Below are 14,209 nucleotides of genomic sequence, written 5' to 3' on the forward strand. Positions count from 1 at the left end.
GGGAGAGCACCTTGTCGAGCCGATACTGCAGGCGGCGGCGCACGGTTTCACGGCGGAAGGTGAGCCACTCGGTGAGTATGGTCTTGAGATCCTTGACCTGGGGGCGGTTATCCAGCCCCAGGATGTTGAGGTTGACCCGATAGCTCTTCTCGAGATCCGTGCTGGCAAAGAGATGCGCCATCAGGCCGTCCACATCGATGCGGTTGGAGCGCGGCACTATCACCAGACGGGTCGGGTTCTCGTGATCCGACTCGTCGCGCAGGTCGGTCACCATGGGCAGCTTCTTGGCGGTCATCTGCCCGGCGATCTGCTCGAGGATCTTGGCGCCCGAGGCCTGGTGCGGCAAGGCTGTGATGACGATCTCGCCGTCTTCCAGCGCCCAGACGGCGCGCTGCTTGATAGAGCCCTTGCCGGTCTCGTAGATTTTGCGGATCTCATCGCGGGGCGTGATGATCTCGGCGTTGGTCGGGTAGTCCGGTCCCTGGATGTGGGCCATCAGGGCATCGAGCCCGGCCTCGGGGTTATCGAGCAGCTCGGCGCAGGCGTGAGCCACCTCGCGGGCGTTATGGGGCGGAATGTCGGTCGCCATCCCCACCGCGATGCCGGTCACCCCGTTGAGCAGTATGTGGGGCAGGCGCGAGGGCAGCACCTTGGGCTCTTTCATGGTGCCGTCGAAGTTGGGGATCCAGTCGGCTGTGCCCTGGCCGAGCTCGGAGAGCAAAATTTCCGAGAAGCGCGACAAGCGCGCCTCGGTGTAACGCATGGCGGCGAACGACTTGGGGTCGTCCGGCGCCCCCCAGTTGCCCTGGCCGTCCACCAGGGGGTAGCGGTAGGAGAAGGGCTGGGCCATCAGCACCATGGCTTCATAGCAGGCGCTGTCCCCGTGGGGGTGGTACTTACCCAGCACGTCACCCACGGTACGGGCCGATTTCTTGTGCTTGGAGAGGGCCGAGAGTCCCAGCTCGCTCATGGCGTAGATGATGCGGCGCTGTACCGGCTTGAGACCGTCGCCGATGTGCGGCAGGGCGCGGTCCATGATGACGTACATGGAGTAGTCGAGGTAGGCCTTCTCGGTGAAGGCGTGCAGTGGCTGACGCTCCACCCCGTCGAGGCTCTGCTCTAGGTCACTCATGGGTTCTTCTCTTGGTTATAGGGGGCGGCACTGGCCGCCCGAATTCGGGGGCACGGCCCGGGCCGTGCCGCTTGGAGTTACACCTCGGCGAGGTTGCCCTTCTCTTCGAGCCACTCGCGGCGATCGGAGGCACGCTTCTTGGCCAGCAGCATGTCCATCAGCTTCATGGTGGCCTCGGCGTCTTCCATGGTGAGCTGCACCAGGCGGCGGGTGTTGGGGTCCATGGTGGTCTCGCGCAGCTGCTTGGGGTTCATCTCACCCAGGCCCTTGAATCGGGTCACCATCACCTTGCCCTTCTTCTTCTCGGCCTCGACCCGCTCGAGCACGCCGTTCTTCTCGTCCTCGTCGAGGGCGTAGTAGACCTCCTTGCCGATATCGATGCGATAGAGGGGCGGCATGGCCACATAGACGTGGCCCTTCTCCACCAGGGTGCGGAAGTGCTTCACGAACAGGGCGCAGAGCAGGGTGGCAATGTGCAGACCGTCGGAGTCCGCATCGGCGAGGATGCACACCTTGCCGTAGCGAAGGCCGCTAAGATCGTCCGAGTCGGGATCGAGGCCGATGGCCACCGAGATGTCGTGCACCTCCTGGGAGGCGAGCACCTGGCCTGCCTCGACCTCCCAGGTGTTCAGGATCTTGCCGCGCAGCGGCATGATGGCCTGAAACTCCCGGTCGCGCGCCTGCTTGGCGCTGCCGCCCGCCGAGTCACCCTCCACCAGGAACAGCTCCCCCTGCATGGGGTCGGCGCAGCCGCAGTCGGTGAGCTTGCCCGGCAGGGCCGGCCCCTGGGTGACCTTCTTGCGTACCACCGTCTTGGCGGCGCGCATGCGGCGCTGGGCGCTGGAGATGCAGAGCTCGGCGATCTGCTCGGCCAGCTCGGTGTTGGCATTCAAAAACAGGCTGAAGGCGTCTTTCACCACGCCCGATACAAATGCCGCGCACTGGCGCGACGACAGCCGCTCCTTGGTCTGGCCGGCGAACTGGGGATCCTGGATCTTGACCGAGAGGATGTAGGCGCAGCGATCCCAGATGTCTTCCGGGGTGAGCTTGACGCCACGCGGCAGAAGATTGCGAAACTCGCAAAACTCGCGCATGGCGTCGAGCAGCCCCTGGCGCAGACCATTGACGTGGGTGCCGCCCAGCGCCGTGGGGATCAGGTTCACATAGGATTCGGCGAGGCTCTCCCCCCCCTCGGGCAGCCAGCACAGGGCCCAGTCCGCCGCCGAGCTCTCGGTGGCAAAGGAGCCGACGAAGGGCTGCTCCGGCAGGCAGGGGACGTTCTTGACCGCGTCCACCAGGTAATCTTTCAGGCCATCTTCATAGCACCAGGCGAGCTTGATGCCGGTGTTCTTGTCGAGGAAGGTGATCGAGAGGCCGGGGCAGAGCACGGCCTTGGCCTTGAGCAGGTGCTCGAGCTTGGAGACCGAGAATCTGGGGGAGTCGAAGTAGTGGGCCTCGGGCCAGAAGCGCACCCGGGTGCCGGTGTTGCGCCGCCCGCAGGTGCCGGTGACCGCGAGCTCGGAGGCCTTCTCCCCCTTCTCGAAGGCGATCTCGTAGACCTGGCCGTCGCGGCGCACCGTCACCTCGACCCGGGTCGAGAGGGCGTTGACCACAGAGATCCCCACCCCGTGCAGACCGCCGGAGAACTGATAGTTCTTGCCCGAGAACTTGCCCCCCGCGTGCAGCTTGCAGAGGATCAGCTCAACCCCCGAGACCCCCTCTTCCGGGTGGATATCCACCGGCATGCCACGGCCGTCGTCGATCACCTCGAGGGACTGATCCTCGTGCAGGATCACCTCGATGCTGCGGGCGTGGCCCGCCAAGGCCTCGTCGACGCTGTTGTCGATGACCTCCTGACCCAGGTGGTTGGGGCGGGTGGTGTCGGTGTACATGCCGGGGCGACGTCGCACCGGCTCCAGGCCATTAAGGACCTCAATGGCATCGGCATTGTATTGAGACATGGATTCTCGGGTCTGGGCAAAAGAGAGTTGATGGGAATCTTAACCCCTCCCCCGCAGGGGAACAAACTATGGCAGGGGTTAGTCGCCGAAAAGGGGGCTCACGACAGATGAATGGCGCGGGCCAGGGCGCGGTAATCCTTATCCTCGAGCTGATCGGCGAAGAGGGCAAGCCCACCTTGCTCGAAGCGAAGCCAGAGCAGGCCCGGCAAGACGCGGCAGCGCGCCGGCTGCCAGGGGTGCCCATCGCGCCAGAGCCGCTCTCCGTCCCAGGCCAGGATCGGTGCGGCGCGCCCCATGGCCAACCAGGATCGCCACAGGGCCAGCCCCCAGAGGGGAGCAAACAGCCCCCACTGCCAGCCGTCAAGCCAGAAGGGGGTCGGGGCGAGCAGCAGGAGATAGAGCAGTACGCTCACCCCCCGTCCCCGCCGCGACGGGCGCGGGTGCAGGGGGCTCAGGGTCACAGCTTGGCGTCGTGGCGAGCCTGGTTGCGCTGCAGGATGAAGGGCACCAGGGCGGCGAAGTCGGGGTCAGTGGGCACGCCGTGGCCCATGAACCACTTGAAGAGATCCGGGTCGTCGCAGGTGAGCAGGCGCTCGAAGGTCTTCTGCTGCTCCGGGGTGAGGGCGTCGTACTCGTGCTCGAAGAAGGGCATCACGATCACGTCCAGTTCCAGCATGCCACGGCGGCAGGCCCACTTGAGACGGGATTTCTCGGCTGGGGTCAACATCGACATTACTCCAAGTGAAAACGGGGGGATGGTAGCAGCCCGATTTTCCGGCTGACAAATTTTCCTTCCATCTTTACCATGACGGTCACATCTTTTGCCCCTGTCGGACACCCATCATGAGTAGCCAACTGCCTGTTTTTCCAGCACAACCCACCCTCTATGCCCTGCCCGGTTTCGCCGCCATCCGGCTCACCGGTGAGGAGCGGGTCAAGTATCTGCAAGGTCAGGTCACCTGTGATGTGGCGGCACTGACCCCGGGCCAGCAGACCCTGGGGGGGCACTGCGATCCCAAGGGCAAGCTGTGGAGCGACTTTCGCCTGCTCACCCTGGAGTCGGCCCTGCTGCTGGTGCTGCACCGCTCGGCCCTGGCCCGTGAGCTGCCCGAGCTGAAGAAGTTCGCGGTCTTCGCCAAGGTCGAGATCGTCGAGGCGCCCCACACATTGGCGGGCCTGGCCGGCACCGGGAGCGACGCCATGATGGCCGACAACTTCGGCCTCAGCGGCAGCGGCCTCATCCCGGGTGGCATGGCGGTGCGCCTCGAGGCCGACCGCTGGCTGCTGGCCAGCGAATCCCTGCCCGCTCTGGCCCTGCCCGAGGGGAGCGAGCGCGACTGGCTGGGCTTTGAGATCCTCGCCGGCCTGCCCCATCTCGAGGCGGCCCATCAGGGGGAGTACATTCCCCAGATGATCAACCTGCAGGCCCTGGGCGGCATCAGCTTCACCAAGGGGTGCTACATGGGCCAGGAGACGGTGGCCCGAGCCAAGTACCGCGGCGCCAACAATCGCGCCCTGTTCCTGCTCGAAGGCAACGCCAGCCGCATTGTGTCGGCCGGCGATACCCTGGAGATCCGCCTCGGTGAGAACTGGCGCCGCAGCGGCATGGTGCTGAACGTCTGGCAGGAAGGTGACGCCCTGCTGATGAGCGCCGTGCTGCCCAAGGACACCGAGGCCGACGCCGAGTTTCGCCTGAAAGAAGACGAGGGCTCGGCCCTGCGCCTGCGCCCCCTGCCCTACGAGCTGGTCGACTGATAAGGGGCTAGCCCCTGCCGCTGAAGAAGCCGCGCCCCCGCTAGCCCGGCGAGCGGTGAGGGGTGCGCGCCTGCAGCGCCTCTTTCAACCAGCGCCCCGCCTGCCCGAGCGGGCGGGCGCGATGCCACGAGAGCTCCAGCCCCAGGGTCGGCTGCCCCATGAAATCCGGGGTAATGCAGACCAGCTCCCCGCGCGACAGGGGTCCCTGCAACAGAAAATCGGGCACTGACGCCCAGCCCAACCCCCGCTTGGCCATCTCCAGCACCCCCAGATCCCCCTCTATCCACCACACCTGAGAGGCGAGCCGAAAGCGGTGGCGCTCGGCCCCATCGCGCCGCCCGGTCACCATCAGCTGGCGTGCCCCTTGCAGATCGGCGCGGGTGACGTGCCCCTTGCGCGCCAGCGGATGGCCCGGCGCCACCACCAGCGGCATGGTGACCGGGCCCAGGGCGTGCAGCGCTATCTCGGGGTTGGGGTGTAGCTGCTGATAGCTCACCCCGAGCTGGGCCCGCCCCGAGAGCAGCATCTCGGTGAGATCCTCGAGCAGCGGAAACAGCAACTCGAGCTCCACCGCCGGGTAGCGCTCGGCGAAGGCCTCGAGCAAGGGGCCGAGCCAGGGAAGCTGGGAGTCGTCGTCGATGGCCAGGGTCAGGCGCGGCTCGACCCCGGCGGCCAGCTCGCCGGCCATCGCCTCGAGGTGGGCGCACAGATCGAGCACCTGACGCGCCTCGGCCAGGATCCGCTCCCCCGTCGGGGTCAGGCGCGGCATCCGGCCGCTGCGATCGAACAGGGTGAGGCCGAGATCGATCTCAAGGTTGGCGATGGTGGTGCTCACCACCGACTGGGCCTTGCCGAGGCGGCGCGCGGCGGCGGAGAAGGAGCCGCTCTCGGCGGCGGCGCGCAGGGTACGCAGCTGTTCCAGATTGAGGTTCATCTATCGCTTTAACCGATACTTACTAACTTAGTCCCATAGTGAATGCTTGATAGATTGGGCGCAACCCTGCATCACCAATGAGGAATCCATCATGAGAACCGGTCCCGACCGCCTGCGCCACGCGATCTGCTTCGAACTTATCGGCGTGGTCATCACCTCAGTCGGCGCGAGCTGGATCATGGGCATGGAGGTCACCCAGATGGGGGCCATGGCCATCATGCTCGCGACCCTCGCCACCGCCTGGAACTATGTCTATAACCTGCTGGTCGACAAGCTGATGCTGCGCTACCTCGGCCGCCTCGAGAAGAGCTGGGGTGAGCGGGTGTGGCACGCCATCGGCTTCGAGGGGGGGCTGCTGCTGGTCGCCCTGCCGCTGGTGGCCTGGTGGCTGTCGGTCAGCCTGTGGGAGGCGCTGCTGCTGGATCTGGGCTTCGTGCTCTTCTTCCTGGTCTACGCCTTCGTCTACAACCTGGCCTACGACAAGATCTTCCCCATTCCCCAGACCGCCTGAACGCAAAGAGGCCCGCAATCGCGGGCCTCTCTCATCTCGAACCGGGGGATCAGGCGGCCGCCTGCTCCTGCTCGGCCACGGTCTCGATGCCGTTCTCGCTCTTGGCCACCACCACGCAGACGGCGGTGTCGCCCACCACGTTGGAGGAGGTGCAGAACATGTCGTTGATGCGATCCACCGCCATGATGATGGCCAGGGCCTCCATCGGCAGGCCGAGCTGCATCAGCATCACGCCGATCATCACCACGCCGCCCCCCGGCACACCACCTGCACCGATGGAGAGGATCAGCACGGTGAAGCCGATGGCCAGCAGATCGCCGGTGTGGATGGTGGCGCCGGTGGCGTTGGCCACGAACAGGGTCGCCAGGGTGATGTAGATGGAGACACCGGACATGTTCATGGTGGCACCGAGCGGCACGCCGAAGCCGGCGATGGACTTGGAGACACCAAACTTCTCAACCACGGTGCGCATGGTCACCGGGATGGTGGCGTTGGAGCTGGCGGTCGAGAGAGAGAAGAGCACCTGCTCGCGGGTCTTGCGGCGGAACTCGGAGGGTTTGACCCCGGCCATGGCCCACACCAGCAGGGGGTAGACCAGGAAGATCCAGACCACCAGCATGGCCACCACCAGCACCACGTAGCTGGCGACGGAGAGCAGAGTGCCCGCCTCCATGGTCGCACCCAGTTGCAGCATCAGGGCAAACACGCCGTAGGGGGCCAGCTTCATCACCAGGCCGACCAGCTTCATCATCACCTCGTTGGCAATCTTGAAGGTGTTGACCGCCGGGCCACCGCGGTGATCCAGGGCCTGGATCGCCAAACCGGTCAGGATCGCCATGAAGATGATCTGCAGCATGTCGCCGGAGGCAAACGCCTGGATCGGGTTGCTCGGCACGATATTCATGATCATCTTGCCGATGTCCGGGGTGGTGGTGTCACCGATATCGACGGCCTGGGCGGCCAGCGGCAGGTGGGCACCCAGGCCCGGCTGCAGCAGCAGGCCGACGGTCAGGGCGGCGGTGATCGCCAGCACCGTATTGCCGATGTAGAGGAAGAAGGTCTTGGAGCCGAGGCGACCGAAGCTCGCCACGTCCTTGAGTTCGCACACCCCGCACACGATGGAGATGTAGACCAGGGGAATGACCATCAGCTTGATGAGCGAGACGAACATGCCCCCCACACCGCTGGCGGTACCGACGACCCAGCCGTTCACCCACTCGTTACCCCCTAACAGGTATTGGATGGCGGAACCGAGTAATAGCCCCGCGAAGAGGCCGATGAATATCCGGGAGGAAAGCGACTTATCCATTATGAGAGACTCCTGCGTGTCTGTGTTTTCCGTGTCTGTCTGTTGTCGTTTTTTTAGCCTGCATCACCAGAATGGTGGCGCGACACAGATTTAACATCCATGAAACAATCTTTCCACTGGCAGCTAATATGACTAGCCTGACCTGTGAGTGGCCTCACAATAACAGCGTTAATCACCACATGGAACGGGTTGTGCAGCACATAAACCCGATCGAACCCCATAAAGATTCAGCTGCAAGCACTGAGGGATTACGATTTTTTCAGAATATATCACTACGAAATTGCGATCAGTTGGTTTTAAAAACCGAAGAAAACGCAACATCACAGCAACAAAAAAGTTAAGGGAAGGGAGAAAAAAGCGGGCAGAGGTGGCCGGTTTGGCAACCGGCCGGAGGGATTAAGCGGGGTCATCCTCCATCTCGGACTCGACCAGGCGAGCCTCGACATCGGTCAACGCCTGCTGCAACAGGGTGCGCGCCGCCAGCAGGTCGCCCTTGTGCAACCGCTCGAAGAGATGCTGTTGGATCACCCTGTGGAGCTGCTCCACCGTGACCGGCTCGAGCGCCTCCTTCTCCAGTTCTTCGTTGAGTTCGTCTGTGGTACTACGCAGCAAACCGTGCAACTGAGCCAGCACGCGTCGCTCTCCGTCACGGATCAGGCTCAGTCTGCGAGTCTGGTGCTGCTCTATGGTGTGCGTCATAAAACTCCTTGTATCTTCGACACATGCCGAGTCGGCAGAGTGATTCTGCACCCGCCGGGTAATGGCCGTCTATCACCCAATGAGGAGAGAGTGTCACTACTGTCATTTTTCCCCTCGGCTTGTATAGTGGTGAACCGATTTCTCTGACCCGTTTGTGCCATGACAGAAGCCATAGTGGTGCTCTGCACCTGTCCCGACGCCGCCAGCGCCGACCGCCTGTGCGAGGCGCTGCTGGACGCCCGTCTCGCCGCCTGCATCAACCAGCTTCCCGCCGTCACCTCGGTCTACCGCTGGGAAGGCAAGGTCGAGCGCGCCAGCGAGATCCAGCTGGTCATCAAGAGCGCGGCCCGCCACCAGGCTGCCATCACGGCCTGTATCCTGGCTCACCACCCCTATCAGGTGCCGGAGATCCTGACCCTGACGGTCAGCGGTGGCCACGCCCCCTATCTCGCCTGGCTGGACGAGGAGACCCGATGATCCGTCTGCTTCTGCTGCTCACCTGCCTGCTGGGCACCGCCCTGCCGACCCACGCCGCCTCGAGCGATCTGCTCGGCGCCCTCGGCATCGAGCAGGCCCCTCGTTTTCTCAAGGTAGACGAGGCGTTTCGCCTGGAGAGCCACCAGGAGGGCAACCAGCTGCGGCTGACCCTGCACATCGCCGACGACTACTACCTCTATCGCCACCGCTTTTCCTTCAAGGGCGAGGGGGTGACCTTCGCCGAGCCCGAGCTCCCCGCCGGCCTCCCCCACGAGGATGACTTCTTCGGCAAGAGCGAGATCTACACCCACAGCGTCACCCTCCCCCTCACCCTGCTCGAGGCGAGCCAGGGAGCGACGCTGCGCCTCTCCTACCAGGGCTGCACCGAGGGGCTCTGCTATCCGCCAACCGACCAGCTGGTGACCATAGCGCCCATCGCCGGCGCACCGCCCGTGCAGGACAGCGCCGCCCCGGCCAGCGAGCAGGAGCGGCTGGCCGCCTCCCTCGGCAGCCAGGGACAGTGGCTGAGCGTGGCCGCCTTCTTCGCCCTGGGGCTGGGACTCGCCTTCACCCCCTGCGTCTTCCCCATGTACCCGATCCTGACCGGCATCATCGCCGGGGCTGGGGCGCGCCTCTCCACCGGCCGCGCCTTCGCCCTCTCCATGGCCTATGTGCAGGGGATGGCGCTCACCTACACCCTGCTCGGGCTGGTGGTGGCCTCGGCGGGGCTGCAGTTCCAGGCCGCCTTGCAGGCGCCGGCCGTGCTCATCACCCTGTCAGTGCTGTTCGTGCTGCTCGCCCTCTCCATGTTCGGGGTCTACACCCTGCAGCTCCCCTCGGCGCTGCAAACCCGCCTCGCGGGTCTGTCCAACCGCCAGCAGGGAGGGCGCCTGGCCGGCGTCACCCTGATGGGCATGATCTCGGGGCTGGTCTGCTCCCCCTGCACCACGGCCCCCCTCTCGGGCGCCCTGCTCTACGTAGCCCAGAGCGGCGATCTGCTGCTCGGGGGCGTCGCCCTCTACGCCCTGTCGCTCGGCATGGGGCTGCCCCTGCTGCTGCTCGGCACCTCGGGCGGGCGCCTGCTGCCCAAGGCCGGCGCCTGGATGGACAGGGTCAAGCAGCTGTTTGGCTTCGCCCTGCTGGCGGTGCCCCTGCTGCTGCTCTCGCGCCTGTGGAGCGAGCAGATTGCCACCCTGGCCTGGATCGGCTGGGCCCTGCTGCTGTGCGGCTATCTCTATCACCACAACCAGCACGCCGCCGCGACCCCCTGGCGCAGCGTGCGCGGCTTCGTGCTGCTGCTCGCCATGATGGGCGCCGTGGTCACCGCCCACGACACCTGGCGCGGTGCGCCGAGCAAGGTGGCCGCCCCCGAGGCACCGCAATTTGTGCGCATCAAGACCGCCGCCGATCTGGCGGCGCGCCTTGAAGCCGCCCGCGGCAAGCCGGTGCTGCTCGACCTGTATGCCGACTGGTGCGTGGCCTGCAAGGAGTTCGAGCACAAGACCTTCAGCGATCCGGCCGTGCGCCGCCGCTTCGCCGACATGGTGCTGCTGCAGGCAGACGTGACCGCCAACGACGATGACGACGTCACCCTGCTCAACGATCTCAAGGTGCTGGGTCTGCCGACCCTGATCCTCTACGACCGGGCGGGTCAGGAGGTGGCGGGCAGCCGTATCACCGGCTTTATGGAGCCAGCCCCGTTTGCCCAGCGCCTCGACCAGGTGATCATCAACCCATCGCCGTGACGGTGCGGCGAGGTTTCCCCTCGCCCTCCCCCGTGGCACAATCGCGCCTCCCGTTTCGCGCTGTATTCCGGAGTATCGATGAAGAGATGGTTTTGGCTGCTTGCCCTGCTGCTCGGCGCGTGCAGCTCGGGGCCCAGTGAGGACGAGGTGAAGCGGCTGGTGCAGGCCCATCTGCAGGCCGAGCTCGGCAGCAGCCTGGTCGAGCCGGTTGAGCTGGCGATTGTGGAGAAAGAAGAGACCCAGGAAGGGCTTTACCGGGTGGCGGTGCGCTATCAGCTCCACTTCATGAAGGATTTTGCCGAGCTGGACACGACGAGCAACGACGATCTGGTCTACGACGGCAACGGCAAGTTTCATCAGGATCTGCCCCTGATGACCCTGGAGTCCCGCTATGGGGAGTTCAAGGCCGGGGAGCGCCGCCCCCAGGAGAGCACCCTCTGGGTGGTCCACACCGAGCAGGGGTGGCGACTGGCCGAGCCGGTCGCAGCGCCACCTTTCCCATAAAACCAAGGGCCCCGCAGGGCCCTTTTTGTTGCCTCATCAGCCCCCGTGATAGGGGCGAGAGAGCTCGTGCACCGCGTCGACGAAGACGCCGGCGTGGGCCGGGTCCACATCCTGGTGGATGCCGTGACCCAGATTGAAGACGTGGCCCGTGCCCTCGCCGAAGCCGGCGAGTATGGTGGCGACTTCCTCGCGGATGCGCGCGGGCGAGGCGTAGAGCATGGAGGGATCCATGTTGCCCTGCAACGCCACCTTGTCACCGACCCGGCGCTTGGCGTCCGCAATGTCGGTGGTCCAGTCCAGACCCAGGGCATCGCAGCCGGTGGCGGCAATCTGCTCGAGCCACTGGCCGCCGTTCTTGGTGAACAGGGTGACCGGCACGCAGCGACCGTCGTGCTCGCGGATGAGACCGTCGACGATCTTGTGCATGTAGTGCAGGGAGAACGCCAGATAGTCGCGCGGGGTCAGCACGCCACCCCAGGTGTCGAACACCATCACCGACTGGGCGCCGGCGCGGATTTGGGCGTTGAGATAGAGGATGACGCTGTCGGCCAGCTTGTCGAGCAGCAGGTGCAGAGCCTGGGGATCGGCATACATCATCTGCTTGATCTTGGTGAACGCCTTGGAGCTGCCCCCCTCCACCATGTAGGTGGCCAGGGTCCAGGGGCTGCCGGAGAAACCGATGAGCGGCACCTCCCCCTTGAGCTCGCGGCGGATGGTGCGCACCGCATTCATCACGTAGCCGAGTTCATCCTCGGGATCCGGTACCGGCAGCGCCTGCACGTCGGCCAGGGAGCGCACCGGGCGCTCGAAGCGGGGGCCCTCGCCCTGCTCGAAGAAGAGGCCGAGCCCCATGGCATCCGGCACGGTGAGGATGTCGGAGAAGAGGATCGCCGCGTCGAGCGGGTAGCGACGCAGGGGCTGCAGCGTCACCTCACAGGCCAGCTCGGCGTTGCGGCACAGGGACATGAAGTCGCCGGCCTGGGCGCGGGTTGCCTTGTACTCCGGCAGATAACGGCCGGCCTGGCGCATCATCCATACCGGGGTCATGTCGACCTCCTGGCGCAGCAGGGCGCGCAGGTAACGATCATTCTTCAGTTCACTCATCCCTACATCCAATCAGGTATCGAAAGTGCAACATTGTACCATCCCGAGCCCGTGGGCGGGACCGTCAAAGTGTGAGAGAGCGCAAACTCAGGAGGCCTCGCCCTCGATGGCCGCCAGGGTCAGCTCGATAAGCCGGCGGGCAATGGTGCCCCGGGGCGGCAGACGGGGCAGGGCCGCCGGAGTGAAGAAGCCCGCATCCACCAGCTCTTCTTCCTGCACCGTCAGCTCTCCGCTCTCGTAGTCGGCCATGAACCCCATCATCAGGCTGTGGGGGAAGGGCCAGGGCTGGCTCGCCACATAACGGATGTTGGTGACCCGGATGCCGCTCTCCTCGAACACCTCACGGGCCACACACTGCTCCAGGCTCTCGCCCGGCTCGGTGAACCCCGCCAGCACTGTGTACATAGGGTCCACCGGTTGATGGTGACGACGGTGGGCGGCAAGCAGGATCTCGGCGCCGCGGCGCACCGCCACTATGATGCAGGGGGAGAGGCGCGGATAGACGGTGTGCCCCTCGCGGCAGACCATGGCCCACTCCCGTGTGCTCGGGACCGAGGGGGCGCCGCAGCTGCCGCAGAAGCGGTGGGTGCGGCGAAAGTTCACCAGCTGCCAGGCGCGACCGGCGAGGCGAAAGGCCTCCTCGTCGCCGGCCTCCATCAGGGAACGCAGGGGGGCAAAGCCCTCTCCCGGCTCCCCTTCTCCCAGATCGAGCAGATAGCAGGGGCGCCCCTGCCAGTGGTCGAACAGCTCGCCCGGACGATCGACAACGCCGGGGGGCGTTCCCTCAGGCACACGGCCCGCCGCGAGCCATAGACGCGCCTCACCGCCAAGGATGAACCAGAATCCCGGCTCTCTATTCAACCCCATGATCTGCATGCCTTTTACTGATGAACGACGAAGGAGTCATGGTACTCCCGCGGAGCCAGCCTGCATATCCTCTTCATCCGGCTATTGACGCTCGCAGGGAATTTACATAGTTATAGATTTGTTAGAGTGCCGCATCGTGCATGCACCATGGAGGGGATATGCTGAGCAAACTGGAGCAGACCAGGCAGAAGTATGCGGGACAACACCGCGCCATCGATGCCTTTCTCGACGCCCGCCAGACCCTGCTGGTGGAGTACATAAAACTGGCGGGACTATCCGGGCAACGTAACAAGAGCCGCCCCCTCCCCTGTTGCACCGCCATCTCGCAGTTTTGCGATCTGCTGGTGGACTATGTCAGCGCCGGGCACTTCGAAATCTACGACCACGTGATGCACGCCTACGAAAATGCCAAGGGTGATCAACTGGTTCTCGCTCAAAGCATCTACCCCAAGCTGCGCGCCTGCACCGACTTCGCCCTGCGCTTCAACGACAAGTACGCCGAGGCCCAAGAGGACGACTTGCTGAGCCTGGACGAGGATCTCAACCGCCTCGGCCCGGTACTGGAGGAGCGCTTTCGCCAGGAGGACCAGCTGGTCAATGCGTTGCAACTGCTCGATCAGTTGACGACCACGACTCAGTAGCCGCCGTTTTTACGAGTCAGCTCACTGCCTCCTCCCTCGTGCTGGATTACACTTGGCAATGAGATGAACGCTCAACTATCGAGGAGAGCCCCATGTCCGAGCGCCGCCGCTTCTCGCGGATCCTCTACTCCACCCCGGCCCGATTGAGCCAGGGAGATCGCCATTGGCAGACCGAGGTCATCGACCTCTCCCTGCAGGGGGCCCTGATCCGCCGCCCGTCTGACTGGAGCCACGGAGAGAGCCTCGACTATCACCTCACCTTCCATCTCACCGGCAGCGAGATCGAGATCAAGATGGAGGTCGAGCTCTCCCATCTCGACGACCAGAAGCTGGGCTTCTACTGCCACCACCTGGATATCGACAGCGCCACCCACCTGCGCCGCATGATAGAGCTCAACGTGGGCGACGAAGAGCTGCTGCACCGGGAGCTCGAAGAGCTGCTCGCCGAGCACCTCGAACATCCGCACCCCTGATACGCGGGGCCTCGGGGCCCCGCCTTCGTTTTTACCGCCCCTGACAAGGCCCGTGGCGACCGTCACGCCGGGGGCAGCAACCCCGAGGCAGGACGCC

Annotated in this window: 16 protein-coding genes; 7 read left to right on the forward strand and 9 right to left on the reverse strand. The window is 64.9% G+C overall.

Annotation, left to right across the window (positions count from 1 at the left end; genetic code table 11):
• The 4 genes from parC to BN1121_RS02830 all read right to left on the reverse strand — a co-directional run.
• The coding region (parC, locus tag BN1121_RS02815) for a DNA topoisomerase IV subunit A (protein ID WP_043597153.1) at window positions 1-1,132 on the reverse strand (1,132 nt) is incomplete at its 3' end.
• A gap of 77 nt (window positions 1,133-1,209) precedes the next feature.
• On the reverse strand, window positions 1,210-3,093 hold the full coding sequence (parE, locus tag BN1121_RS02820; protein ID WP_043597155.1) for a DNA topoisomerase IV subunit B: 1,884 nt from the start codon (window positions 3,091-3,093) through the stop codon (window positions 1,210-1,212).
• A gap of 98 nt (window positions 3,094-3,191) precedes the next feature.
• Window positions 3,192-3,554, reverse strand: a complete 363-nt coding sequence (locus tag BN1121_RS02825) for a protein YgfX (RefSeq protein WP_231552989.1) — start codon at window positions 3,552-3,554, stop codon at window positions 3,192-3,194.
• A complete protein-coding gene (locus BN1121_RS02830; RefSeq protein WP_005346566.1) occupies window positions 3,551-3,820 on the reverse strand; it encodes an FAD assembly factor SdhE in 270 nt (89 codons plus the stop codon). The genes BN1121_RS02825 and BN1121_RS02830 overlap by 4 nt, the downstream gene beginning before the upstream one ends.
• Before the next feature lie 116 nt (window positions 3,821-3,936).
• Here BN1121_RS02830 and ygfZ point away from each other — a divergent pair, with 116 nt between their 5' ends.
• The gene (gene ygfZ / locus BN1121_RS02835) at window positions 3,937-4,848 is read left to right on the forward strand and encodes a CAF17-like 4Fe-4S cluster assembly/insertion protein YgfZ (RefSeq protein WP_043597157.1); all 912 of its coding nucleotides are present in this window, start codon (window positions 3,937-3,939) and stop codon (window positions 4,846-4,848) included.
• 40 nt (window positions 4,849-4,888) lie between these two features.
• Here ygfZ and BN1121_RS02840 read toward each other — a convergent pair whose 3' ends face one another.
• Window positions 4,889-5,782: a LysR family transcriptional regulator gene (locus BN1121_RS02840; protein WP_005347364.1), complete on the reverse strand. Its 894-nt coding sequence runs from the start codon at window positions 5,780-5,782 to the stop codon at window positions 4,889-4,891.
• Between the two features lie 91 nt (window positions 5,783-5,873).
• On the opposite strand from BN1121_RS02840, the gene BN1121_RS02845 reads away from it, so the two are divergent.
• On the forward strand, window positions 5,874-6,293 hold the full coding sequence (locus BN1121_RS02845; RefSeq protein WP_005347366.1) for a PACE efflux transporter: 420 nt from the start codon (window positions 5,874-5,876) through the stop codon (window positions 6,291-6,293).
• Window positions 6,294-6,342: 49 nt separating this feature from the next.
• Here BN1121_RS02845 and BN1121_RS02850 read toward each other — a convergent pair whose 3' ends face one another.
• Window positions 6,343-7,602, reverse strand: coding sequence for a dicarboxylate/amino acid:cation symporter (locus BN1121_RS02850; protein ID WP_005347369.1), 1,260 nt, complete (start codon window positions 7,600-7,602; stop codon window positions 6,343-6,345).
• A gap of 396 nt (window positions 7,603-7,998) precedes the next feature.
• Window positions 7,999-8,301, reverse strand: a complete 303-nt coding sequence (locus BN1121_RS02855; RefSeq protein ID WP_005347372.1) for a hypothetical protein — start codon at window positions 8,299-8,301, stop codon at window positions 7,999-8,001.
• 159 nt (window positions 8,302-8,460) lie between these two features.
• On the opposite strand from BN1121_RS02855, the gene cutA reads away from it, so the two are divergent.
• The 3 genes from cutA (at window position 8,461) to BN1121_RS02870 (ending at window position 11,027) form a co-directional block, all read left to right on the forward strand.
• Complete coding sequence (gene cutA, locus BN1121_RS02860; protein WP_043157093.1) at window positions 8,461-8,778, forward strand: divalent-cation tolerance protein CutA; 318 nt, start codon at window positions 8,461-8,463, stop codon at window positions 8,776-8,778.
• Entirely contained in the window at window positions 8,775-10,523 is a 1,749-nt protein-coding gene (locus BN1121_RS02865; RefSeq protein ID WP_005347380.1) for a protein-disulfide reductase DsbD, read from the forward strand. The genes cutA and BN1121_RS02865 overlap by 4 nt, the downstream gene beginning before the upstream one ends.
• A gap of 78 nt (window positions 10,524-10,601) precedes the next feature.
• Window positions 10,602-11,027: a hypothetical protein gene (locus BN1121_RS02870; protein WP_005347382.1), complete on the forward strand. Its 426-nt coding sequence runs from the start codon at window positions 10,602-10,604 to the stop codon at window positions 11,025-11,027.
• Between the two features lie 36 nt (window positions 11,028-11,063).
• On the opposite strand, the gene hemE is transcribed toward BN1121_RS02870, so the two are convergent.
• Both hemE and nudC read right to left on the reverse strand, forming a co-directional pair.
• A complete protein-coding gene (gene hemE / locus BN1121_RS02875; RefSeq protein ID WP_005347383.1) occupies window positions 11,064-12,131 on the reverse strand; it encodes a uroporphyrinogen decarboxylase in 1,068 nt (355 codons plus the stop codon).
• An 87-nt stretch (window positions 12,132-12,218) separates the two neighbouring features.
• Window positions 12,219-13,007 (reverse strand): NAD(+) diphosphatase, encoded by a 789-nt coding sequence (gene nudC / locus BN1121_RS02880; RefSeq protein WP_005347384.1) that lies wholly within the window; start codon window positions 13,005-13,007, stop codon window positions 12,219-12,221.
• A gap of 149 nt (window positions 13,008-13,156) precedes the next feature.
• Between nudC and BN1121_RS02885 the strand changes: the two genes are divergently transcribed.
• Both BN1121_RS02885 and BN1121_RS02890 read left to right on the forward strand, forming a co-directional pair.
• The gene (locus BN1121_RS02885; protein ID WP_005347385.1) at window positions 13,157-13,639 is read left to right on the forward strand and encodes an Rsd/AlgQ family anti-sigma factor; all 483 of its coding nucleotides are present in this window, start codon (window positions 13,157-13,159) and stop codon (window positions 13,637-13,639) included.
• A gap of 92 nt (window positions 13,640-13,731) precedes the next feature.
• Window positions 13,732-14,112 (forward strand): PilZ domain-containing protein, encoded by a 381-nt coding sequence (locus BN1121_RS02890; protein WP_005347386.1) that lies wholly within the window; start codon window positions 13,732-13,734, stop codon window positions 14,110-14,112.
• The last annotated feature ends 97 nt before the right edge of the window (window positions 14,113-14,209 follow it).

It is taken from the genome of Aeromonas diversa CDC 2478-85 (genome assembly GCF_000819805.1).
GTDB classification, from domain to species: Bacteria; Pseudomonadota; Gammaproteobacteria; order Enterobacterales; family Aeromonadaceae; genus Aeromonas; species Aeromonas diversa.